This window comes from Rhizobium sp. 05N430, assembly GCF_056396985.1.
The window spans coordinates 262,552-285,496 of record NZ_JBFTMO010000002.1 but is presented as its reverse complement, the minus strand read 5'-3'; the positions used below and the strand labels follow the sequence as shown (position 1 = coordinate 285,496).

At 61.8% G+C, this 22,945-nt stretch carries 25 protein-coding genes; 14 read left to right on the top strand and 11 right to left on the bottom strand.

All coding sequences use genetic code 11. From position 1 onward, the window contains the following. The first annotated feature begins 136 nt into the window (after positions 1-136). Together AC1DJO_RS05220 and AC1DJO_RS05215 are read left to right on the top strand one after the other, a co-directional pair. Positions 137-1,276, top strand: coding sequence for an HlyD family secretion protein (locus AC1DJO_RS05220; protein ID WP_112388693.1), 1,140 nt, complete (start codon positions 137-139; stop codon positions 1,274-1,276). A gap of 1 nt (position 1,277) precedes the next feature. Further along, a complete protein-coding gene (locus AC1DJO_RS05215) occupies positions 1,278-2,888 on the top strand; it encodes a DHA2 family efflux MFS transporter permease subunit (protein ID WP_112538242.1) in 1,611 nt (536 codons plus the stop codon). Between the two features lie 3 nt (positions 2,889-2,891). On the opposite strand, the gene AC1DJO_RS05210 is transcribed toward AC1DJO_RS05215, so the two are convergent. Both AC1DJO_RS05210 and AC1DJO_RS05205 read right to left on the bottom strand, forming a co-directional pair. Continuing rightward, positions 2,892-3,815, bottom strand: coding sequence for a DMT family transporter (locus AC1DJO_RS05210; protein WP_112388695.1), 924 nt, complete (start codon positions 3,813-3,815; stop codon positions 2,892-2,894). A 116-nt stretch (positions 3,816-3,931) separates the two neighbouring features. Continuing rightward, positions 3,932-4,318 carry a hypothetical protein gene (locus AC1DJO_RS05205; protein WP_148194275.1) on the bottom strand — a complete coding sequence of 129 codons (387 nt, stop codon included), beginning with the start codon at positions 4,316-4,318 and terminating at the stop codon, positions 3,932-3,934. Positions 4,319-4,450: 132 nt separating this feature from the next. Between AC1DJO_RS05205 and AC1DJO_RS05200 the strand changes: the two genes are divergently transcribed. Both AC1DJO_RS05200 and AC1DJO_RS05195 read left to right on the top strand, forming a co-directional pair. Continuing rightward, the gene (locus AC1DJO_RS05200; protein ID WP_112389033.1) at positions 4,451-5,626 is read left to right on the top strand and encodes a M20 aminoacylase family protein; all 1,176 of its coding nucleotides are present in this window, start codon (positions 4,451-4,453) and stop codon (positions 5,624-5,626) included. A gap of 12 nt (positions 5,627-5,638) precedes the next feature. Next, a complete protein-coding gene (locus AC1DJO_RS05195; RefSeq protein WP_112388697.1) occupies positions 5,639-6,679 on the top strand; it encodes an Ldh family oxidoreductase in 1,041 nt (346 codons plus the stop codon). Between the two features lie 267 nt (positions 6,680-6,946). On the opposite strand, the gene AC1DJO_RS05190 is transcribed toward AC1DJO_RS05195, so the two are convergent. Further along, positions 6,947-7,909, bottom strand: a complete 963-nt coding sequence (locus AC1DJO_RS05190) for a dihydrodipicolinate synthase family protein (RefSeq protein WP_112388698.1) — start codon at positions 7,907-7,909, stop codon at positions 6,947-6,949. A gap of 125 nt (positions 7,910-8,034) precedes the next feature. Beyond that, the gene (locus AC1DJO_RS05185) at positions 8,035-8,739 is read right to left on the bottom strand and encodes a GntR family transcriptional regulator (RefSeq protein ID WP_112388699.1); all 705 of its coding nucleotides are present in this window, start codon (positions 8,737-8,739) and stop codon (positions 8,035-8,037) included. Between the two features lie 183 nt (positions 8,740-8,922). On the opposite strand from AC1DJO_RS05185, the gene AC1DJO_RS05180 reads away from it, so the two are divergent. From AC1DJO_RS05180 to AC1DJO_RS05155, 6 genes are read left to right on the top strand one after another with little or no spacing between them, the layout of a single operon-like run. Next, positions 8,923-9,807 (top strand): dihydrodipicolinate synthase family protein, encoded by an 885-nt coding sequence (locus tag AC1DJO_RS05180; protein ID WP_112388700.1) that lies wholly within the window; start codon positions 8,923-8,925, stop codon positions 9,805-9,807. Between the two features lie 23 nt (positions 9,808-9,830). After that, complete coding sequence (locus AC1DJO_RS05175; protein WP_112388701.1) at positions 9,831-10,490, top strand: GntR family transcriptional regulator; 660 nt, start codon at positions 9,831-9,833, stop codon at positions 10,488-10,490. 53 nt (positions 10,491-10,543) lie between these two features. Further along, a complete protein-coding gene (locus tag AC1DJO_RS05170) occupies positions 10,544-11,875 on the top strand; it encodes an ABC transporter substrate-binding protein (RefSeq protein ID WP_112388702.1) in 1,332 nt (443 codons plus the stop codon). Continuing rightward, the gene (locus tag AC1DJO_RS05165) at positions 11,875-12,813 is read left to right on the top strand and encodes a carbohydrate ABC transporter permease (RefSeq protein WP_112388703.1); all 939 of its coding nucleotides are present in this window, start codon (positions 11,875-11,877) and stop codon (positions 12,811-12,813) included. Before AC1DJO_RS05170 ends, AC1DJO_RS05165 begins: the two co-directional genes overlap by 1 nt. Beyond that, complete coding sequence (locus AC1DJO_RS05160) at positions 12,813-13,634, top strand: carbohydrate ABC transporter permease (RefSeq protein ID WP_162698697.1); 822 nt, start codon at positions 12,813-12,815, stop codon at positions 13,632-13,634. The genes AC1DJO_RS05165 and AC1DJO_RS05160 overlap by 1 nt, the downstream gene beginning before the upstream one ends. Before the next feature lie 22 nt (positions 13,635-13,656). Next, positions 13,657-14,604, top strand: coding sequence for a sugar kinase (locus AC1DJO_RS05155; protein WP_477941557.1), 948 nt, complete (start codon positions 13,657-13,659; stop codon positions 14,602-14,604). A gap of 4 nt (positions 14,605-14,608) precedes the next feature. On the opposite strand, the gene AC1DJO_RS05150 is transcribed toward AC1DJO_RS05155, so the two are convergent. The 5 genes from AC1DJO_RS05150 to AC1DJO_RS05130 form a co-directional block, all read right to left on the bottom strand. Continuing rightward, positions 14,609-15,253 carry a CDP-alcohol phosphatidyltransferase family protein gene (locus AC1DJO_RS05150; protein ID WP_112388705.1) on the bottom strand — a complete coding sequence of 215 codons (645 nt, stop codon included), beginning with the start codon at positions 15,251-15,253 and terminating at the stop codon, positions 14,609-14,611. Further along, a complete protein-coding gene (locus tag AC1DJO_RS05145; RefSeq protein ID WP_112389035.1) occupies positions 15,250-15,642 on the bottom strand; it encodes a hypothetical protein in 393 nt (130 codons plus the stop codon). Before AC1DJO_RS05145 ends, AC1DJO_RS05150 begins: the two co-directional genes overlap by 4 nt. Next, on the bottom strand, positions 15,639-16,589 hold the full coding sequence (locus AC1DJO_RS05140; RefSeq protein ID WP_112388706.1) for a phosphatidate cytidylyltransferase: 951 nt from the start codon (positions 16,587-16,589) through the stop codon (positions 15,639-15,641). The genes AC1DJO_RS05145 and AC1DJO_RS05140 overlap by 4 nt, the downstream gene beginning before the upstream one ends. Next, entirely contained in the window at positions 16,586-17,230 is a 645-nt protein-coding gene (locus tag AC1DJO_RS05135) for a lysophospholipid acyltransferase family protein (RefSeq protein WP_112389036.1), read from the bottom strand. Before AC1DJO_RS05135 ends, AC1DJO_RS05140 begins: the two co-directional genes overlap by 4 nt. A 108-nt stretch (positions 17,231-17,338) precedes the next feature. Further along, positions 17,339-18,640, bottom strand: coding sequence for a hemolysin family protein (locus tag AC1DJO_RS05130; RefSeq protein WP_112388707.1), 1,302 nt, complete (start codon positions 18,638-18,640; stop codon positions 17,339-17,341). Positions 18,641-18,889: 249 nt separating this feature from the next. On the opposite strand from AC1DJO_RS05130, the gene AC1DJO_RS05125 reads away from it, so the two are divergent. The 3 genes from AC1DJO_RS05125 to AC1DJO_RS05115 all read left to right on the top strand — a co-directional run bounded on the left by AC1DJO_RS05125 (position 18,890) and on the right by AC1DJO_RS05115 (position 20,697). Continuing rightward, positions 18,890-19,093, top strand: coding sequence for a hypothetical protein (locus tag AC1DJO_RS05125; protein ID WP_112388708.1), 204 nt, complete (start codon positions 18,890-18,892; stop codon positions 19,091-19,093). 109 nt (positions 19,094-19,202) lie between these two features. Further along, positions 19,203-19,982: a nucleotidyltransferase family protein gene (locus tag AC1DJO_RS05120; RefSeq protein ID WP_112444412.1), complete on the top strand. Its 780-nt coding sequence runs from the start codon at positions 19,203-19,205 to the stop codon at positions 19,980-19,982. Then, entirely contained in the window at positions 19,975-20,697 is a 723-nt protein-coding gene (locus tag AC1DJO_RS05115) for a metallophosphoesterase family protein (RefSeq protein ID WP_112388709.1), read from the top strand. The genes AC1DJO_RS05120 and AC1DJO_RS05115 overlap by 8 nt, the downstream gene beginning before the upstream one ends. Positions 20,698-20,699: 2 nt before the next feature. Here AC1DJO_RS05115 and AC1DJO_RS05110 read toward each other — a convergent pair whose 3' ends face one another. Both AC1DJO_RS05110 and AC1DJO_RS05105 read right to left on the bottom strand, forming a co-directional pair. Then, complete coding sequence (locus AC1DJO_RS05110; RefSeq protein WP_112388710.1) at positions 20,700-20,969, bottom strand: DUF2934 domain-containing protein; 270 nt, start codon at positions 20,967-20,969, stop codon at positions 20,700-20,702. A 143-nt stretch (positions 20,970-21,112) separates the two neighbouring features. Further along, the gene (locus AC1DJO_RS05105; RefSeq protein ID WP_112388711.1) at positions 21,113-21,511 is read right to left on the bottom strand and encodes a VOC family protein; all 399 of its coding nucleotides are present in this window, start codon (positions 21,509-21,511) and stop codon (positions 21,113-21,115) included. Between the two features lie 234 nt (positions 21,512-21,745). On the opposite strand from AC1DJO_RS05105, the gene AC1DJO_RS05100 reads away from it, so the two are divergent. Then, positions 21,746-22,903, top strand: a complete 1,158-nt coding sequence (locus tag AC1DJO_RS05100; RefSeq protein WP_112388712.1) for a fumarylacetoacetate hydrolase family protein — start codon at positions 21,746-21,748, stop codon at positions 22,901-22,903. Positions 22,904-22,945 lie beyond the last annotated feature (42 nt).

Below are 22,945 nucleotides of genomic sequence, written 5' to 3'. Positions count from 1 at the left end.
AGCCGCAGAATGCGACAAATTCTCCGGCGCAATTGCAGTGCCCAAAAAGCCGCAGGGACGGCAGTCGGCGGCCAGGAACTGAAAGCCCGGTTGATGCGTTCTGGCGCTATTCCTCCATCAACGACCGAGATCCGCCGTGGACCAGAAACAGCGCACCGCACCGCAACTGGACGAAGATCAACGCGAGGAACCGAAGGACAGCGCAGACGCTGAGCCCACCGGCAAAGAGGAAAAGAAACCGTCGATTATCCGGCGCCATCCGCTGGCGGCGCTCTTCATCGCCGTTGCGATCGCGGCCGTCGCGGTCATCGGGTATGTGGTCTGGCTGGTTTATTTCCATCCCTATGAGAGCACCGATGACGCCTTCATCGATGCGCGCAGTTTCTCGGTCGCTGCCAAGATTTCCGGCTATGTTGCCGATGTTCCCGTCTCCGACAACCAGCATGTCGATGCCGGCGCCGTCATCGTCAAGATCGATCCACGCGACTACCAGATTGCCCTCGATCAATCGAACGGCCAGATCGGCGTCGCGAAAGCGGCAATATCGAGTGCCGAAGCGCAGATCGCCGCCGCCGGTGCGGCGATCGACGAAGCGAAGGCGCAGCAGACCTCGGCCGCCGCAGCCCTCCAATATGCCAATGATGAAAACAGCCGGCAGCAGCAATTGGTCAAGAGCGGCGCCGGTTCCGAACAGTCCGCCCAGCAGGCCGCATCGACGTTACGGCAGAACCAGGCGAATTTCGTCCAGTCGCAGGCAAGCGTCACCTCCGCGGTGAAGAACCAGGCCGCCGCCGAAGCGCAGAAGGCGAGCGCGATCGCCACCCTTCACCAAGCTGAGGCGGAGGTGGAAGCGGCGCAGCAGAACCTCGACTACACGACCATCACTGCGGCTCAGCCGGGCCGGGTCGTCAAGCTCAGCGGCTCGAAGGGCCAGTATGTGCAGGCGGGTCAGGCAATAGCCATGTTCGTTCCCGACGAGATCTGGATCACCGCCAATTTCAAGGAAACGCAGCTCACCGACATGCGTCCCGGCCAGCCCGTCGATGTGACGATCGACGCCTATCCGGATCATCTGCTGAGGGGCAAGGTGGATTCCGTGCAGCCCGGCTCAGGCACCGCCTTCTCGCTGCTGCCGGCTGAAAATGCCACCGGCAACTATGTAAAGGTCACCCAGCGTGTGCCGGTGAAGATCGTCGCCGACGACTGGCCGAAGGATATCGCCATCGGCCCCGGCATGTCGGTCGTGCCGACGGTGACGGTCCGGCCGAGGCATTGAGATGAGCAGCGCCGCAACGACGGCCGGAAGCGCGCCCACAGCCGCGTTCGGGGCATCGAACCCATGGCTGATCGCGATGGTCGTATCGCTCGCGACCTTCATGGAAGTGCTTGACACGACGATCGCCAACGTGGCGCTGCGCTACATCTCCGGCGGCCTCGCGGTCAGCGCGGATGAAGCGTCCTGGGTGGTCACCACCTATCTGGTTTCCAATGCCATCATTCTGGTCGCCTCCAGCTTCATCGCCAAGCGCTATGGCCGCAGGCGCTTCTATCTGCTCTGCCTTGCCACCTTCACCGTCGCCTCGATCTGCTGCGGCCTTGCTTGGAATCTCGAGTCGCTGCTGGTTTTCCGGATGATCCAGGGCTTTGCCGGTGGTGGCATGGTGCCGATATCGCAGTCGATCCTCGCCGACTCCTTCCCGCCCTCCAAGCGCGGCCAAGCCTTCGCGATGTTCGGCGTCGCCGTCGTCGTCGCCCCGGTGATCGGCCCGACGCTCGGCGGCTATCTCTCCGACAATTTCTCCTGGCACTGGTGCTTCCTGATCAACGGACCGGTCGGCGTCTTCGCCTTCATCCTCGTGTACATGCTGGTGCAGGAGCCGGAATCGCTTCGCAGGGAGCGCGCGGAGATGCGCAGCAAAGGCACGCGTTTTGACATTACCGGCTTCCTACTGGTCGCAACATTCCTCGGCGCGCTGGAACTGGCGCTCGACCGCGGGCAGACGGAGGATTGGTTCGGCTCGAACTTCATCATCGCCACGGCCGCAGTCTGCCTGCTGGCCCTTGCCTTTGCCATCCCGTGGCTGATGACCCATCGAAATCCTGTGATCGATGTCCGGCTGCTTGCCAGCCGCCAGTTCGGCGCCTGCGTCATCGTCATGCTGGCAACCGGCGCGATCCTGATTGCCACGACGCAATTCGTGCCGCAGGTGCTGCAGACCAATTTCGGTTACACCGCGACCTGGGCCGGCTTTGCCCTGTCGCCCGGCGGCCTTGTGACGATGATGATGATGTTTGCCGCCGGACGCCTGACATCGATGGTCCAGCCGAAATATCTGATCGCCATCGGCATGGCGATCATCGCGCTGGCGATGTGGGACATGTCGCGGCTGAATGCCGATCTGAACTTCGGCTTCTTCGTATGGTCGCGGCTTTATCTCGGCCTCGGCCTGCCGCTGATCTTCATTCCGATCACCGCCGCATCCTATGACGGTCTGCGGCCCGATCAGACTGACCAGGCCTCCGCGCTGATCAACGCGGCGCGCAATACCGGCGGCTCGATCGGCGTCTCGATCGCCTCCAATGTGCTGGCCCACCGCGAGCAATGGCACCAGAGCCGGCTGGTCGAGCATGTCATTCCGTCGGAACCCGGCTATACGAACGCGTTCAATCAAGCGACGCAATTCTTCGCCGGTCGCGGCTCAAGCCTGCTCGATGCGCAGTCGCAGGCGATGGGCTGGATCGGCCATCAAGTGCAGACCCAAGCGAGCTATCTTGCCTATATCGACGTCTTCCACGTCCTGATGGTGATCTCAGCGCTGATGGTGCCGCTAGCGCTGATCCTTCGGCGCATCGATCTCAAGCAGGATGCGGCACCTGGAGGGCACTGAGAGCTAGTGGCCATCCGGCGGCACGGCTTCGGCAGGCACGGTGCCCTTGATATTCTTGCGGTGGAAGATGAACAGCCCGGCGAAGACGATGATGGCGGCGCCGACAATAATCTGCGTATCCGGCACATCGTTGAAAAAGACGTAGCCGAGCACGATCGCCCAGAGTAGCAGCGTGTATTGCAGCGGCGCCAGCAGCGAGGCGGGCGCCAGCTTCAACGCGCGGGTGATCAGCAGATGCGCGCAGGTGGCGACAACGCCGAGAAGCAGCATGCCGCCGAGATCGATAAGCGTCACGTTTCGCCAGTCACCGGTTAGCACGACCAGCACGATGCCGGTTGCAAGGGCGGCGATCGTCTGCCACGTCACCAGGGTCGTATCGCTGGTGGAGCGCAGATAGCGGTTCATAACAAGGGTCAGCGCGAAGGCGAAGCTGCCGACGAGGCCGAAGATTGATGGCAGTGAGAGCATCGCCGTCGATGGCCGTAGCGCGATTACGACACCAACGAAACCGATGAAAACGGCAAGCCAGCGCCGCCAGCCGATCTTCTCGCCGAGGAAGAAATGCGAAAGTGCGGCAACATAGATCGGCCCGGCCATATAGAAGGTCATGACGTCGGCCAGCGGCAGATAGGCAACGGCCGCATAGAACAGCCCGACGTCAAATGTGGCCATGCAGACGCGCATCAGCTGCAGGCGTTTCTGCTCCACATTGAAAAGCGCCCGCGGACCCTGGCGGACGATCATCGGGCCGAGCACGAAGAAAGCGCCGAGCGAGCGGATGACCAAGACCTGCCCGACGGCAAAGCTCGCCACCAGCCATTTGCCCATCGCGTCATTGAGCGCGAAAAGCAGATCGCCGATCAGCATGAAGACGATGCCGGTCATGACGATATTGCCGGCGGCCGCCGTGGCTGAATTCGGTTTCATTATCGGGTATTTCCTCGCGCCTGCGGCATGATCGATGCCGCAGGCGGCTTCGGCCTTAACGGCCGCGATGTCAAGCGTTCGGTGGCGCTAATTTATGCAGGCGAGCGCAGACAGGACTAATGAATGATGCGAACCGGCACATCCTGCGCGGGTGATAGCGCAGCGCCATCCCTGGAGGCGCCATGCAGATCCGCGGCAGCGGCCGCCAGACCAAGGAGTGCTGCGCGCAGCTGGGCGTTTGTGCTCTTGCCGGCACCAAGATCGACCACAGCATCCCACAACTCATCCGCGATCACGCGGAGATTGTCTTTGTCATCATCAAGCAATTCGCAGATGGTCTCAACCCGGGAGACGGTATCCTTCACCAGATCTCTCTTTCCCACATCTGAAAGATCCGTCACTTTATTAGCAACCGAGACGAGCTTTATGACAAGTCCAGGAATTGTTTCTTCGCGATACATCGATTGTCCCATCCGCCGATCAGAATAGAATTGATTATTCATAACGATTCTGCCGCCCCCAATTGGGTGAGATGGCGAAAAAGTCCAGCTTTAATTGACTGCGTTCTGGAAAACGGCCTGATGCCGGGCTATGCCCTTGCTGACAGTCAAGCGAATGCGTTTCCTGGAGGCTCCATGACATCCGATCCGTCCCTCGCCGCCCTTGCCGAAGAGGCAAAGGGCTGGCGCCGTACCATTCATCAGCATCCGGAACTGCTTTTCGATCTGCCCGTGACATCAGCGCTCGTCATCGGCAAGCTGACATCCTTCGGCTGCGACGAGGTGGTCAGCGGCCTGGCGAAATCCGGCGTTGTCGCGGTCATCAACGGCAAGCTCGGCGCCGGCAAGACGATTGCGTTGCGCTGCGACATGGATGCGCTGCCGATGTCGGAACAGACCAACCTGCCGCATGCCTCCAAGGTCGAGAACATGATGCATGCCTGCGGCCACGACGGCCACACCGCCATGCTGCTCGCCACTGCCAAACATCTCGCCGCCAACCGCAACTTCGCCGGCAAGGCCGTGCTCATCTTCCAGCCGGCAGAAGAGGGCGGCGGCGGCGGCCGGGTAATGATCGAGGAAGGCGTGCTCGAACGCTTCGGCATCGAGGAAGTCTATGGCATGCATAACGAGCCCGGCCTTGCTGTCGGCTCCTTTGCCATCCGCAGCGGCCCGATCATGGCAGGCGGCGACCGTTTCATCATCACCATCAACGGCAAAGGTGGCCACGCAGCCTCGCCACATCTCAGCCACGACCCGGTCATCGTCATGGCGCATATGATCACCGCGCTGCAGTCGATCACGTCGCGCTTCATCGATCCCTTCGATCCGGTGGTTCTTTCGATCACCTATGTCAACGGCGGCAATGACCGGGCGCTCAACGTCATCCCGGCGGCCGTCCAGATCGGCGGCACCATCCGCACGATGCAGCCGGAGACGCGCAAGGCCGTCGAAGCGCGCTTCCGCGAGGTGGTGACGATGACCGCCAAGGTGTTTTCCGCCGAGGCCCAGATCGACTGGCGCCCCGGCTACCCGGTCACCGTCAACGATGTGGCAAAGACCAGGGTCGCGGTCGCCGCAGCCGAACGCGTGGCCGGCAAGGGGCGCGTGAACGACGACTACCCGCAGACCATGGGCTCGGAAGATTTCTCCTACATGCTGGAGAAGCGCCCCGGCGCCTTCATCTGGCTCGGCAACGGCGATAGTGCGGACCTGCACAACCCCGCCTATGATTTCAACGACGAGGCGATCATCCACGGGGTCAACTATTGGCTGGCGCTGGTCGATCAGCAACTCGGGGCCAAGGGCTGAGGAGCCGCATTGATGACTGACACTTCGATTTTCACGGCCGGCGAACTGCAGGCACGCGTCGTCGCCATTTTCAGGAAGGCCGGCATGAACGGCGTCCAGGCCGAGGCGGTCACCCGCGTCATCACCGCCGGCGAACGTGATGCCTGCAAGTCGCACGGAATCTACCGTATCGAGGGCGTGCTGCGCACCATCAAGGCCGGCAAGGTGACACCCGATGCCGTGCCTGAGGTACTCGCCCAGCGTGATGGCTCGGCAATCGTCAAGGTGGACGCCAAGGGCGGCTTTGCCAATCCGGCCTTCGAGCTTGGTCTGCCGCTGCTGGCAGAACGTGCCCGCGCCTCCGGCCTCGCGGCGCTCGTTATCAACGACTGCACGCATTTCTCGGCTCTCTGGCCGGAGGTCGAGGCTGTCGCAGCCGAAGGCCTCGCAGCAATCGTCATGTGCCCAAGCTACGCAACGGTGGCGCCGGCTGGCGGCAACAAGCCGCTGCTCGGCACCAATCCGCTCGCCTTCGGCTGGCCGCGCCCGGACAAGACGCCCTACGTCTATGATTTCGCCACCTCGGTCGCCGCCCGTGGCGAGATCGAGCTTCACCGCCGCGCCGGCAAGAAACTGCCGGAGGGATGGGCGATCGACGCCGATGGCGAACCGACGATCGAGCCTGAAGCCGCACTCGCCGGCGCCATGCTGCCCTTCGGCGGCCATAAGGGTTCGGCGATCAGCACAATGGTCGAACTGCTGGCCGGTATCATGATCGGCGACCTCACCAGCCCCGAAGTGCTCGACTATCTTGGCACCACGACCCTGGCGCCGCGCCACGGCGAACTGGTGCTTGCCTTCTCGCCACAGGCCTTTGCATCAGGTCGCGCCGGAGACCCGTTCGCCCGCGCCGAAGTTCTCTTCGAGGCCATCGCTGGCCAGGGCGCTCGCCTTCCCTCGCAACGCCGCTATACGGCGCGGGTTAAGTCGCTTGCTGAGGGGATTGTGTTGACGAAGGCGGAGATAGAGCAGCTCGACCGGCAGCTTGCGCTTGGGTTGGATTCGGTTGGTTAAGTAGGCGACGCCTGCACTTCAGCGCCAACGCCGACTTGGCATATTGAAGCGGGCAGCGCTCCGCAAACTCCCCTCATCCCTGTGCTTGTCACAGGGATCCAGCCCGCCCAAGCCCTTGGGCCGAAAAGACTCTTCCCACCGCGCAGACGCGCGGTGACTGGATTCCTGTGACGAGCAGAGGAATGAGGGAGACGTAAAGACAACCGCTCAAAACAAAAGCGGCCGGAGTTGCCTCCAGCCGCCTCAAAACTCAGACCTAGAAAAGTCTCAAGCCTTATACTTTGCAACCGCGCCCGGAAGCTTGCTCCACTCGCCGTACCAGCTGTTGAACAGCTTGAACTGGCTCTCGACATAGCCGCGCTGGCTGTCGTTGAGGGTGTCGCTCTCGTTGAAATGCAGCGTGTATTCCTCGTCGCCCTTCAGCACCATCATGTGCTTGAAGAACAAGACGAGATCCGGACCTTCATCGAAGGAGGAGAGGACGGCGAGAGCCTGTTCCAGCTCCAGAGCCCGCTGACGCGCATCGACGTCGCCCTTCGCCGCGGCCTGCGACAGGTTGCAGAGCGTGATGACTTCCTTTGGCAGGACGTTGCCGATGCCGGTGATGGCGCCGGTGGCGCCGCAATTGACGAAGCCGTGGAAGACGGCAGTGTCGACACCGATCATCAGCGAAACGCCGTCGTCACGGCTGGTGATGTTCTCGGCCGCGTAGCGCATGTCTGCCGGGCCGCCGAATTCCTTGAAGCCGACGAGGTTGGAATGTTCGGCGCGCAGCGCGAAGAACAGGTCGGCGCGGGTGGCGAAGCCATAATAGGGGCTGTTGTAGATGACAGCCGGAAGATCCGGGGCTGCCGACAGGATCGCCTTGAAGTGCGCCTTCTGGGCGGCGATGACCGAGCCGCGCGAGAGCACGCGCGGGATGACCATCAGGCCGTGGGCGCCGACCTTCTGGGCGTGCGCCGCATGGGCAACGGCCGAGGCGGTGTTCACCGCACCCGTGCCGACGATGACGGGAATGCCGGCCTTGACCAAGCGCTCGACGCCTTCCATGCGCTGCGCGTCGCTGAGCAGCGGCCAGTCACCCATAGAGCCGCAATAGACGACGGCCGACATGCCGTCGGCGATCAGCTGCTTGCCCTTGCGCACCAGCGCGTCGAAGTCCGGGGTCCGGTCCTTCTTGCAGGGGGTCATGAGCGCCGGGATGACGCCGGAAAAGATCTTGGCCTTCATGTCAAACTCCTTCAGCGGATAGCGAATGATCGGGGCAGCACGGGCGCGGACGTATCAGCGCCTCAAGCTCTGATATATCATCTAGCACTTTGTATTTTATTTGTCGACAAGAAATCGCCGACGTCTCACAAATCGATATCGTGCCGCTGGTTTCGCGAAAACAACGCCTGGATCTGCGCCACGATCTGCTCGGCATGCGCCTTGGCCAGCCTGTCGGCGGCATCGATATCCCGCGCCTCGATCGCAGCAATCATATCCTCGTGCTCGTCGACGAACTGCTGCGGCAGACGGTCGCCGTAGGATTGATAATAGAGCCTGAGGATACGTCGGCCCTCGTCGAGCAGCCGGTTGAACAGGCTGATATAATAGGGGTTGCGTCCAGCCTCGGCGATTGCCGCATGCAACGCCGCATTGGTGGCGATCATCGCCAGCGCATCGCCAGCCTCGGCGGCGGCGGTAAAGCGGGCCTGCGCGGCGCGGATCGCCACAAGGTCCTCGGGGCGTTGATATTGAGCCGCGAGCCGCGTCGTCACCCGGTACATCAAGACAAGCGCATCGAAGAAGGTGTGTAGATTGAGGAAGTCGATATTCGCCACCATCGTCGAGCGGTTCGGCAGCGTATCGATCAACCCCTCTCCCGAGAGCCGGACAAGCGCCTCGCGAATCGGCGTGCGCGACATCTTGAAACGCTCGGCCAACTGCACTTCATCGATGGGACTACCCGGCGGCAGGACCAGATCGAGGATCTCGTCGCGCAGCAGTTCGTAGACCATCTTCACGCCTGAGCCGCGCTTGCGCTCGGGAACGGAGGCCGGGTCTGTTTCGGTCATCGCGGAAATCCTTGTCTCTCACCTATCGAGTAAGGGGGCACGCGCACCGGATCAATCTTTTTTCCGCAGGCGCCCTATCGGCCCGTCAAAAGCCGCTTCACGCCCGACACTCATTTACAACAAACAGGTTTACAGTAAATTACTAACATGTTAGCTCTCTAATTACTGACTTCAGGAGAGAAAATGGTGGCGGGATTTGGTTTGTCGGTCGCTCTGGCGACGCCTTTCAAAAGCAGTGGCGCGATTGCGGCCGATGTCATGGTGAAGCAGGCAAGGCGGAGTCTCGCAGACGGCTGCGCCAGCGTCACGCTGTTCGGCACGACCGGCGAAGGCGCCTCGATCGGCACCCAAGAGCGCGCACGGATCCTCGATGCCTTCATGGAAGCAGGGATCGAACCGTCGCAGATCGTTGCCGGTGTGCTTGTCGATGCCGCCGAGGATGCCGCCCATCAGATGGCGCAGGCACTCTCGAAAGGCGTGCGCAACATCCTGCTTGCCCCGCCGTCCTACTTCAAGAACGTCAGCGACGATGGGCTTTTTGCCTGGTATGCCGACGTCTTCGCGCAGGTGGGCGACAAAGCGCGCGATGTGCTGGTCTACAACATTCCCTCGGTGACGATGGTTGCCCTCAGCATCGATCTGATCGGCCGCCTCAGGACTGCCTTCCCGGCGATCGTCACCGGCGTCAAGGATTCCTCCGGCGACTGGCCCTACACCGAAACGCTGCTGAAGACCCATGGCGACCTGATCATCCTGATCGGCGACGAGCGCCATCTCGCCAAGGGCGTGCGGCTGGGCGGCCAGGGAGCGATTTCGGGCATGGCGAATTTCGCGCCGCTCGAGGTCCGCGCCATGGCGGTCGATGGCAAGGACGATACGCGCGTCGAACGTTTCGTTGCAGAGCTCCTGAAGCATCCCGTGACACCCGCCGTAAAAGTCATGGTGGCAACCATGACAAACGATGAAACATGGCTTGCAGTCCGTCCGCCTTTGACGTCAATTTCCGCCGGCGGCAGACGCGAACTCGCTTCTGCCTTCGAAAGCCTGTTTCGCACCAAGGCGGCCTGAGCGAAATGTACGAGGAGAAGCCTATGGATGGAGCCGACGAGCAGCCGACGCTACGGGAGAAAGCCTATGAGAGCTTTACCCGGCATCTGCTGGCGCGCGACGTCCGTCCCGGGCAATTCGTCTCCCAACGCCGGCTGGTCGAACTCACAGGACTGACGCTCGGCGCCATCAGGGAGCTCATCCCGCGTCTGGAGGCGGAGGGGCTGATCAAGACGGTGCCGCAGCGCGGCCTGCAGATTGCCCATATCGACCTCAACCTGATCCGCGAAGCGTTCCAGCTTCGCCTGTTTCTCGAGAAGGAGGCCGTCGCCCTGTTCACGCAGACGGCCTCCGACGCGACCGTTGCGGCCATGCTCGCCGAGCATCGCGACATTGTCGCGGCGATCGAGAGCGGCAACGCAACGCATGAGCTCGAAGTCCATGCCCAGGCGGTCGACTGGGGCATGCACGACGCCTTTATCGACGCGCTCGGCAACACGATCATTTCCAACGCCTACCGCGTCAACTCGATCAAGATGCGCTTGATCAGCCAGGAGCGCTTCCGCATCGACGGCCGCGTCGGTCCTGTCATGGGCGAGCACCTCAAGGTGCTGGAGGCCATCGAACGGCGCAATGTGGACGAGGCGGTCAATGCCCTCGCAGCACATATCAATCACGCGCGAAGCCGTGCGCTGAGACTATAGACGACCGCCCGCGGTGAGGAGATCGCAGGGCACAAAGGAGGAGGAGTAACAGCATGGCATCTTCATTCATCAATCCCACCCGCCGCAGCTTTCTGGCGGGATCTGCCGCAGTCGGCGCGGCCGGCATCCTGGGCGTCAAGCCGGCCTCGGCGGCGGTCGACTGGAAGCGCTTCGCGGGAACGACGCTCGAGGTCAACCTAGTCAAGAGCCCGCGCAGCGAAACGATCCTCAAATACCTCAGCGAATTCGAGACACTGACCGGCATCAAGGTCAATGCCGAGGCGACGCCCGAACAGCAGCAACGCCAGAAGACCACCATCGAACTCAGCTCCGGCAAGCCGAGCTTTGACGTCGTGCACCTCAGCTACCATGTCCAGAAGCGCCAGTTCGAAAAGGGCGGCTGGCTGGCCGATATCAGCGGCTTCCTCAATGATCCCTCGCTTACCGACCCATCGCTGGTGGAAAGCGATTTTGCCGAGGCCGGCATGACCTTCGCCAAGGATTCCGAGGGTAAGCTGCGCTCGCTTCCCTTCTCGGTCGACTACTGGATCGTCTACTGGAACAAGGAACTTTTCGAGAAGAAGGGCCTATCCTACCCGGCGACCTTCGAGGAGATGGTCAGCGCTGCCGAGGCCCTGACCGACAAGAGCAGCAACACTTATGGTTTCGTCGCCCGCGGCCTGAAGAATGCCAACGTACCGGTCTGGACGACGCTGATGCTGGGCTACGGCACGACGCCGCTCGGCCCGGACGGCAAGCTGCGGACGACCTCCGATGATGCCGTGGCTGCCGCCAAGATGTACCAGCAGCTGATGACGAACGCAGCGCCGGTCGGCGTCTCGGGCTTCAACTGGGCCGAAGCGCAGTCTGCCTTCCTGCAGGGCAAGATCGGCATGTGGCTCGATGGCGTCGGCTTCGCACCGCCGATCGAAAACCCGGAAAAGTCCCGCGTCGTCGGCAAGGTCGGCTATGGCGTCATGCCGAAAGGCCCGAAGGCGCAGGCAGCGGCGACGACGGGAGACGGCATCGGTGTTGTTGCCGCAAGCAAGAACAAGGAAGCCGCCTACCTCTTCTGCCAGTGGGTGATCTCCAAGGAAATGGGTGCCCGCCTGCTCCAGGCTGGTGCCGGCGTTCCGTTTCGCAACTCCGTGCTCGAGGATCCGAAGGTTCGCGAAGGCGTCAAGATGCCGAGCGCCTGGGTCGATGCCGTTGCAGGCTCCGCCAAGGTTTCGCAGCTCGCCCTGCCGGTCATCATTCCGGTCACGGAGTTCCGCGACATCTATGGCGTCGGCCTCACCAACATGATCGGCGGCGCCGATCCGGCGGCCGAGCTGAAGACGGCAACCGCTCAGTTCGAACCGGTCCTGGCACGAAGCGAGGGATAATGGCATCCGTGAGCATGGAAACCGCGCGGAGCGGACGTGACGCAAAAGCGAGGAGCAAGCCGAACAGGCTTGCTCCGAACTATTGGCCCTTCGTGATCCCGGCACTGATCGTTATTGCCGCGGTCATCGTCTTTCCGTGGGTTTTCACGCTGTGGATGAGCGTGAATAGCTGGACACTTGGCCAGGCCGTCGTCTTTGCCGGCCTGGACAATTATATCCGGCTGTTCACCGACTTCCGTTTCTGGGAGTCGCTCTGGCACACGGCTGTTTACACGCTGCTTGCCGTCGTCGCCCCCCTGTTCTTCGGAACACTGGCCGCACTGATCTTCGACGCGCAATTTCCGCTCCGAGGCCTGCTGCGCGGCATTTTCGTCATGCCGATGATGGCGACGCCTGTTGCCATTGCGCTCGTCTGGACCATGATGTTCCATCCGCAGCTCGGTGTGCTCAATTATCTTCTGTCGCTCGCTGGCATCGGCCCGCAGGAATGGATCTACAACCAGAAGAGCGTCATTCCTTCGCTGGTGCTGGTCGAGACCTGGCAGTGGACGCCGCTGATCATGCTGATCGTGCTTGGTGGTCTGGCCGCCGTGCCGCGCGAACCATATGAAAGTGCCGAGATCGACGGCGCCAATGTCTGGCAGAAATTCCGCTATCTGACGCTTCCGATGATTGCGCCCTTCCTGATGATCGGCGTCATCATCCGCTCGATCGACGCCGTCAAGAGCTTCGACATCATCTATGCGATGACGCAGGGTGGGCCCGGCACGGCGTCGGAGACGATCAACATCTATCTCTACAACACCGCCTTCTCCTACTACGACATCGGATACGCTTCGGCGATGGCCGTGATCTTCTTCGTCATCATCGTCGTCCTGTCCTTCGTTTTGATGATGGTCCGTCAGCGCGCCAACTGGTCGGATACGGAGACACGATGATGAAGCGCAAGACGCTCGACCGCATCGGCCTTTTCTTCGTCGCCCTGGTGATGGTCTCGCCGGTCATCCTGTTCTTCCTCTGGATGATCTCGCTATCGCTGAAATACGAAATCGACAACGGCGCCTATCCGCCGATCCTGATCCCGGAACGCTTCGCCTGGTCGAACTATCTCCAGGTGTTTCAGGAAAACAATTTCTTCCTATATTTCTGGAATTCGATCCTGGTCACCGGCGGCGCGACATTGCTGGCCCTTCTGATCGGCGTACCCGCCGGCTACGGCATCGCCCGGCTGAAGGCGGAGCGCTCGGCGATGGTGATCATGATCGCCCGCATGACGCCGGGTCTTTCCTTCCTCATCCCACTGTTCCTGTTGTTTCAATGGCTGAACCTGCTCGGGACGCTCTGGCCGCAGATCATCATCCATCTCGTGGTCACCGTGCCGATCGTTGTCTGGATCATGATCGGCTATTTCGAGACGACGCCAAAGGAGCTGGAGGAGGCAGCCAGCATCGATGGCGCGACGGCCTGGCAGGTGTTCCGCCTGGTGGCGCTGCCGATCGCCAGGCCCGGCATCGTCGTCGCCTTCATCCTGTCCGTGATCTTCTCGTGGAACAACTTCGTCTTCGGTATCGTGCTCGCAAGCCGCGAAACGAGAACGCTGCCGGTTGCGGTCTATAACATGCTGTCCTTCGAGCAGGTGAGCTGGGGGCCGCTGGCCGCTGCCGCGCTGATCGTCACCTTGCCGGTGCTGGTGCTGACGATGTTTGCGCAGAGACAGATCGTTGCCGGATTGACCTCAGGCGCGGTCAAGGGTGGCTAGGCAGGACAATTCAACCAAACGAGTGACCGCAGCCTTGAACCTGTCATCTCCTCCATCCACCGGCCGCCGCCATGTGCTTTGCGTTGGCGCAGCCGTGCTCGACACGCTGTTCAGGGTGCGATCGATCCCGGAAAAGCCGGGCAAGGTGCTTCCCTACGAAATGCTGCAGGTTGCCGAGGGTATGGCCTCGAGCGCCGCCTATGCGATTGTCAGGCTGGGCGGCATGGCAAGCCTCTGGGCCGCCACCGGCGATGACCCCGCCGGGCATCAGATCATCTCCGATCTGCAGCAGGCAGGCATAGACGTGGAAGGGATGACGCTCGTACCGGGCGCACGCTCAGCAGTCTCAAGTATTCTCATCGACGATGATGGCGAGCGGCTCATCGTTCCCTTCTACGACAAGCAGCTGCACGACGTAGTGCGGGATGTGACGCCCGCCGATCTCTCAATCTTCGATGCGGTTATGGTGGATGTGCGTTGGCCCGGGCTGGCCAAAAAGGTACTGCAGGCAGCCCGCCAGGCTGGCAAACCCGCCATCTTCGACGGCGACGTCGCGCCTGCAGAGACACTGGATATGCTGGCGAAAGAGGGCGATCATCTGCTTTTTTCGGAACCCGCCGCGCGTCTGCTCTGCGCATGCGACGACCCTGCTGCAATGGTGCCGATCCTTCGCGAGCGCTATCCGAATGCCCTGGTCGCCGTGACTGCAGGAGAACGCGGCTGCTATTGGTGGAACCGGCAGGAAGACGCCGTCGCTCATGTTCCAGCCTTTCGGGTGAAGGCCGTCGATACGCTGGCGGCGGGCGATGTTTTCCACGGAAGCTATGCCCTGGCGATTGCCGAGGGCGCCGGACCCGAAGATGCAATCCGGCTGGGTTCGGCTGCCGCCGCGCTCAAATGCACGGTCTTCGGCGGTCGCCTCGGCGCACCTGATCGCGCTGCCGTCATGGCCTTGCTGTCAAAGGACTGACGCGTCAGCCGCCGCGCTTCATTGCCTGAACGAGGTTGCGGCCGCGCCGCAACGCGGTGATGGCCGCGCCGACGGCCACGATCCAGAGCGCGGCACACAGAACATCGTTGTGCAGGCCGAGCAGTGGTTCGAAGACCGACAGGACGGCTGCCGCCGTGACGGTTGCCATGCGGTGCTGCTTGGCCATCGGGCCAGAGAAATCGGCGCCTTGCCCGCAGGCACGGCCAAGCTCGCGGACATAGGCGGTGAGAACCGCAAAGGCGGCCGCCGCCCAGCCAAGGCCGGCAAAGCCGATGCCGAGGCCGACACCCGCGAAAATCAGGATATCGGCGGCGCGATCCGGAAACTCGTTCCAGAAGGGGCCATCGGCCGCAGCCTTGCCGCCCTCGACCGCGACCATGCCGTCGAACAGATTGCAAAGCAGACGAAGCTGGCAGGACAGTGCTGCGAGGAGCAGGAAGACGATCCGCTGGGTGCCGGTATCCTGTCCCGCGAAATAGAAGAACAGTCCGGCCAGCGCCGCGGCCGCAATGCTCGCCTGCGAGATCTGGTTCGGCGTGACTGACTTTTGCGCCAGCCAGCGGGCGATCGCCTGCGCCCACCGTGTATTGCGGCTCGTCAGCGGACGGCGGTCTCCGGCCTCGGTCACGGCGCAGTTCTCCCTCTTGAGATCGAATAATTGTAGATCGCCGCATAGCTGGTGGAAACGGCAAGCGGCACGGCGATGGTCTTCAGGATTTCGGGCGTGCCGCTCAGCATATGGAAGGCGACGAGGATGGTCGCCGACCCCAGGCAAGCAATCAGCGGCGGCGCGACGAGACGGACGCCACCGGAAAACAGGTTGGACAGCGCCTCGACCGCCCGTTTCAGAAACAGCGTCAGACAGGCAGAGAGCGTGCCCTGCACGGCGCCCGCCATCAGCATGGCTGGCAGCGGATAGGCACGGTTGGCGAAAAGCGCCCAGCCTCCCATGGCGAGAAAGGCAAAGGCTACATGCACGGCGCTGCTTCGGCCAAGCCGCGCGACGAGGCCGCTCATGTCAGCGACCACCAGTAACGAACGAGATGGAAGAAGATCGGCGCCGAGAAGACGACGGAATCGAGCCGGTCGATCAGGCCACCGTGGCCCTCGATGATGTGGCCCCAATCCTTGACGCCGCGGTCGCGCTTGATCGCCGACATGACGAGCCCGCCGAAGAAGCCCATCAGGGTGATGATGAGCGCCAGGAGGCCCGCCTGGAAGGGCGTGAACGGGGTGATCCACCAGAGCGAAGCACCGATCAGCGTGGCGCTGGCAATGCCGCCGATGAAGCCTTCGACAGTCTTTGAGGGCGAGAGTTTCGGAGCAATCTTGGTGCGGCCGAAGAGCTTGCCCCAGACATATTGCAGCACGTCGGACAGCTGCACGACGATGACGAGGAAGGCGATCAGCAGGACGTTGCGGCCCTCATATCCGGGGATCGTCAGTGTCAGCAGCGCCGGCACGTGCGAGGCGCAGAAGACGCAGATCATCAGCGCCCATTGGACTTCGGCGATTCGGATCAGGAAGCGCTCGGTATCGCCGCGCAACACCGAAATAATCGGCATCAGCAGGAAAGCGTAAACAGGCACGAAGATCGAATAGATGCCGTATTCCTCGGCCCAGAGCAGATAATACTGGATCGGCAGAACGACGAAGAAGGCCGAGGCGAGCGCCCAGTGATCGGCCCGCTTGGTATTGGTCAGTGTGATGAATTCGCGCAGCGCCGCAAAGGAGCAAAAGGCGAAGAGAATGATGACCCCTGCCCGCCCGGCCAGAAAGGCGATGCCGATGAAGATCACCATGATCCACCAGGCCTTGATGCGGGCGTTCAGGTTTTCGATGGCGCTGTTGGAACCGTCGGGCGACAGCTTCCGGTGCAGCACATAGCCGATGGCGGATGCCAGGATCAGCACACCGAAAATGCCGAGAACCAGGGTGATCAGATCGTGTTGCGCCCCGTTCATTCGCCAGCTCCGGCCGTTTTCGGCGACAGCGCCAGCATCGCGGCGCGCAGACGCTCAAGAAAATCTTCCTTCGTCTCGCCTCTCTCCAGCTGCATCGGGCTGCCGAACGTCACGGTGCAGATCAGCGGTATCGGCACGATTTCTCCCTTCGGCATGACGCGGTTCAGATTGTTGATCCAGACAGGCACGAAATCGATATCCGGCCGCGCTTCGGCCAGATGAAAGATGCCGCTCTTGAACGGCAGCAACGGCTCTTCTGTCTGATTTCGCGTGCCCTCGGGGAAGACGATCAGCGACGAGCCGCTGTCGATGGCGTCGGCCATCTGCGCAATCGGATCCTGCGTCCGGTTCTCGCGGTCCCGCTGGATCAGCACCGAATTGAAGACATCGCGGCCGATGAAGGTACTGAGCCTGGATTTCAGCCAATATTCGGCACCGGCCACCGGCCGTGTTTCGGCGCGCATTCTGGGCGGCAGCACCGCCCAGACGAGAATGAAATCGCCATGGCTGGAGTGATTGGCAAAATAGACGCAGCGCCGCGGCGGCAGGCCTTCGCCCGACCAGATGGCACGCACCGCGGTGATGGCGCGCGCAAACAGCACGATCGCCACCGCGGCAGGCTTTGCAATCAATGTCCGCATGTCCTGCATCAAGGCTTCCTGCATTCAGGGTTGCAGGAACCTAGCTGCCTTTTGCGCAGACGGGAAGCAGCGCCGTAAGCCGGGTAAGATTTCCACAGGCGGCCGGCATCACGCCGACCGTGCTTCTCCCTCATCGGCCTCGGCCGACACGAGAATCTTATCGACGCGGCGGCCATCGAGATCGACGACCTCGAAGCGCCAGCCATTCTTGACGAAGCTCTCACCGAGCTCCGGCAGGTGCTTCAGCTCTTCGAGAATGAGACCGGCGACAGTCTGGAACTCGATGTCGTCGTCGAGCTTGAAGCTCATGAACTCGGCGAATTCGTCGATCGGCGTCCAGCCGGATACCAGATAGGAGCCATCGGTGCGGCGAACGATTGCCTGTTCTTCCGAAGGACCTTCCAGCAACGCGCCCATGATCGCTTCCATGATGTCGCCGGACGAGATGACGCCTTCGAAATGGCCATACTCGTCATAGACGAGAACCATGTGAACGGGCGATTTGCGGATCGCCTGGATCGCATGCGTTGCGGTCGATAGATCCGAAATGACCGGAACTTCATGGGCCAGCGCCTGGATATCGGCATGGCCGTTGGCATTCATGGCGTCGTAATAGTCCTTGACGAACAGGACACCAAAGACTTCGTCGGAGCTGCCGCGGCGAACCGGCAGACGCGAGCGGCGCGTCGCATGCAGCAGGGTGCGGATCTCTTCCGGGGTATCATCGACATCGACGACCTCGACATCGCGGCGCGGCGTCATCAGGGCGCGGGCCGTGCGGTCGGCAAGGCGCATGACGCCCGAAATCATCGCCGATTCTTCGCTTTCGATCACGCCGGCGCTCTGCGCTTCGGCGAGGACCGTCTTGATCTCTTCGTCGGTCACGCCGTCGCTGACCTTGCCGGACTGGCCAAGCAGCTTCAGCACCAGCTTGCCCGATGCATCGAGCAGCCAGACGAGCGGCAGCGCAAATTTGGAGAGCACGACCATCGCAGGCGCCACCTTGGCTGCAACCGCTTCCGGTTCGCGCAGCGCAATCTGCTTCGGCACGAGCTCGCCGACGATCAGCGACAGGTAGGTGATGGCGACGACCACGGTGCCAACGCCGAGCGCATCCGACAGCGCCGGGCCAACGCCCTGCTCCGACAGCCACTGCGTCAGGCGTCCGCCGAGCGTGGCGCCGGAAAAGGCGCCCGAGAGCACGCCGACCAGCGTGATGCCGATCTGCACGGTGGACAGGAAGCGTCCGGGATTTTCGGCAAGTCTGATGGCCTGGGTGGCCCCCAGGCTGCCGTGATCGGCGAGAACTTTAAGACGGGCGGGGCGGGAAGAAACGACAGCAAGTTCGGACATGGCGAGCACACCGTTCAGAACGGTAAGCAGGACCACGATAGTGATTTCGACTAACAAAAGGAGCCTATGATATCGACAAGGATGTCCCAAGATAAGGGTAAAGCGCTGACATTGAAAGCAAACGATCCGTTGAATGGCGGATATTTTTTCGTGACCGGAGCGTCTCCATACCGATATCTGGCATGTTTCGGAACGCCGCAGGCCATCGTCTCCGCGGCACAACCAAAACCTTCACGTTTCCGAAAAGCGGAACTTTTAAGCGTTCTATCGGTTCTTCATGCTCAACGAGCCTGGGGAGAATACCTTATGACACAGATCCGAGAAACCGAGCGCCGTGGCCGTACTTTGCGCGGCCGCCCGTATAGCCTTCCGGAATTTGCCAAGAAATACGGCCTCGAAGACGATCAGGCTGAAGACCTCTTCGTGCGCTTCGGCCCCTCCTCGATCGAACTCGATCTGCTGATGGCTGCGAAGCGCCGTCCGCCTGTGCGTCTCGAACAGGTAATGTAATCGATCCCGACCCGACCATGCGGCTTGCGAACGGCAGTCTCTGACGAAGGAATGGACGATGAACGCCACGACCGCAGCCAGCAAGAAAACCAAGCCGAATGCCGCGATGATGAAAGCGCGGGCGGTTCCGCAGCTGATCGACCCGGATGCGGAACCGTTCGTCGCCGAAGCCGTGCGTGAGCTTGTCGATTGCAAGATCCCGTTTCTGGTCGCCGGTACCTATGCTGTCTGCGCCTACACCGGCATCCAGCGGCAGACGAAGGATTTCGACATCTTCTGCAAGGCCGGTGACTACGGCCGCATCCTTGGGCATTTCAAAGACAAGGGTTACGCCGTCGAAGTCGAGGATGAGCGCTGGCTCGGCAAGGTCTTCAAGGGCAAGCATTTCTTCGATGTCATTTTTGCGTCGTCCAACGGCACGATGCCTGTCGGCGACGACTGGTTCAAGGATGCGCGTCAGGTGGAGATGTGCGGTTGTCCGGTCTGGATCATCAGCCCGACAGAGCTGCTTTGGTCGAAATTCTTCGTACAGCTGCGCCACCGCTATGACGGCGCAGATATTGCCCATGTGATCCTGCGCGCCCACGACAAGATCGATTGGCGCAAGCTGCTCGGCTATATGGAAGTGCACTGGGAAGTGCTGCTGATTGCGATCCTGAACTTCCGGTGGATCTACCCAACCGAGCGCGACAAGATCCCGCAATGGCTGATCGACGAGCTGCTGGAGCGCCTTGCGGCCCAGCGCGAGCTGCCGCTGCCGCAGATGCGCATCTGCCGCGGACGGATGTATTCGCGCGTCGATTTCGAGATCGACGTCAAGGAATGGGGTTTTGCCGATGTGGGCGGCGAGGGACAGCCGCGCGGCGAATGGGAGGAAGCCGATGGCTGAGACGAGAAGGAAGATCCGCGTCGCCGCCGTCGCCGACCTGCATGTGAAGGAAGACGGCGCCAAATCCTACAAGGAGCTTTTTGCCGAGGTCTCCGGTGTTGCCGATGTTCTCGTCATGGCAGGAGACCTCACCGATCTCGGCAAGCCCAAGGAAGCTGAGCTTCTCGCTGCCGATCTGCGCAGCTGCACGGTTCCCGTCGTTGCCGTTCTCGGCAACCATGACCACGAGAGCGGGTCTGTCGAGGACGTGACCCAGATCCTGACCGATGCCGGGGTGAAACTGCTGAACGGCCAGGCGGCGGAGATAGCGGGCGTCGGCTTCGTCGGCGTCAAAGGTTTTGCCGGCGGCTTCGGCCGGCATATGCTCGGCTCCTTCGGCGAGAACGCCATCAAGGCGATGGTCGCCGAAAGCGTCGAGGAATCGATGCGGCTTGAAAATGCCATGCGCCAGGTGCGCGCCGACAGATCGATGGTGATCCTCCACTATGCGCCGATCGCCGAGACCGTCGTCGGCGAGCCGCTGGAGATCTACCCGTTTCTCGGATCTTCGCGTCTGGCGGAAACCATCGACCGCTTCAAGGTCAATGCGGTCGTCCACGGCCATGCCCATCGCGGCACATACGAGGGCCGCACACCTGGCGGAGCGCCGGTCTATAATGTTGCCGCCCATATCGAAAAACCGACCGGCAAGACCTATGCGCTGCTGGAGCTGTAAATCTAGGCGCGTTTGCCGATCTTCCGGACCGGCTTCTGTTCCGGCCGGACGACACGAAACGCGTCGTTTTCAGCAGCCCGCATCAGGCGGCCGGTGCGGCGCAACATGTCGATCAGCTCACTGCCGTCGGTCGATGCGCGCGTTCGTTCGAGCTGCTCGTATTCCGCCATCGCCTGCTGCCAGTGAGCACCGCCCCGATCGTGCGGGCGGCCCTCTTCCTCCCAGATGGCATAGGCACGCTGATTGATCCAATCGTCCTTCGTACGGCTCATGATATGTCCAACTGAAATAAGCAAAATAATCTCCGGGAAGACTGCCAGAGCGGGCTTACAGAGTCGTTACTTGCGCGGACGAAATTTGAGCGGATTTACTTGCACTATCAGCAGCAAGATCAGGCCGAAAGAATGTGCGTGTTCTACTCCTTGCGCTCGGCAAGCTCGATGATGATGCCGTCGGGGTCGCGCAAGAAGGCGATCTTGTGCAGCACCTCGGAATTGAAGGCGAGACGCGGCCGCTCCTTCACCTCGACGCCGGCGGCTTCAAGCTTTGCGAAAGTCTCGTCGACGCTGTCGAACAGGAAGGTCAGATGGCGCATACCCGCGGTGCCGTCAGGCACATCCGCGGCTCTGGCTGCGCCGCCTGGCGGCGCGACGATCTCCAGCATGCCGCCGCCTGCATCCAGAAATACGAGATCGGAGCCATCCGGCTGCTTTTTCCGAAGATGAAGTCTGAGGCCTAGCAGGCTACAGTAGAAATCGACGGTGCGATCCATGTCGCTGACCGTCATGCCGACGTGTTCGAAGGATTTCAGCATTGCAGGCGGGGCCTCCTCTCCCCGGCAGGCGGATGAAAAATCGCTGCCGAACCTACGCCTCTGCAACCGGGCCGCAAGTCCGAAATCTAGCCTTCAACGAAACGTGCAGTCAGTTTTTCCGGTGATCAGCCTTGCCCGCGCTGGCCGAATATGATCGATTTCCGGCGCTGCTGGAGGGCGGCAATTTTCCGCAATTTCCATGAGCAATCGCTCATCAGCATTGGAGGGGTTACCATGTCCCAGCTTCTCGACGCCGCTTCCGCAAACGGCCTCTTCGTCGGCCGCATCTGGAACCTTGAGGCCGGTGGCCCGTCGATCGTGACGATCCGCGACGGGCAGCTCATCGATATCACTTCCAAAGACGTGCCGACGCTGAGCGCGCTGCTGGAACTGGCCGATCCTGCAGGTTTCGTCCGCGCGGCCGCCGGGACGCCTGCCGGGACGCTGGAGGCAATCGCCGCAAACAGCACCGGCGCTCCGGATACGAGCAAGCCCTATCTGCTGGCGCCTGCCGATCTTCAGGCGATCAAGGCCTGCGGCGTCACTTTCGCCCAGTCGATGATCGAGCGCGTCATCGAGGAGAAGGCGGCCGGCAACCCTGACCGCGCCGCTTCGATCCGCGATCGCGTTGGCGCGCTGATCGGCGGCAGCCTTGCGAATATCAAGGCGGGCTCGCCCGAGGCCGCCAAGGTCAAGCAGGCGCTGATCGATGAAGGCATGTGGTCACAATATCTCGAAGTCGGCATTGGTCCCGATGCCGAGGTGTTCACCAAGGCACCGGTTCTGTCGTCGGTCGGCTGGGGCGCCGATGTCGGTTTGCACCCGATCTCCACCTGGAACAATCCGGAGCCCGAGATCGTGCTGGCGGTCAACAGCCGCGCCGAGATCAAAGGCGCGACACTCGGCAACGACGTCAACCTGCGCGATGTCGAGGGCCGCTCGGCGCTGCTGCTCGGCAAGGCGAAGGACAACAACGCATCCTGCTCGATCGGCCCTTTCATCCGCCTGTTCGACGACAGTTACACAATCGACGACATGCGCAAGGCCGAGCTTGACCTCAAGGTAACAGGCGAGGACGGCTTCGTTCTGCACGGCAAGAGCTCGATGTCGAAGATCAGCCGCGATCCGACTGATCTCGTCAAGCAGACCTGCGGCGCGCACCACCAGTATCCCGATGGCTTCATGCTGTTTCTCGGAACCCTCTTTGCCCCGACCCAGGACCGCGACGCCAAGAACCAGGGCTTCACCCACAAGCTCGGCGATGTGGTGGAGATCTCTTCGGCCGGGCTTGGAACACTTAGCAACACCGTGCGCCTGTCGACGCAATGCCCGCCCTGGACATTCGGCATCTCGGCCCTCTTCAAAAGTCTCGCAAGGCGCGGCTTGTTGTGAGCGGCAATTGTGCTTGGCGCCGCAATCGGGTTAGAAGAGCAG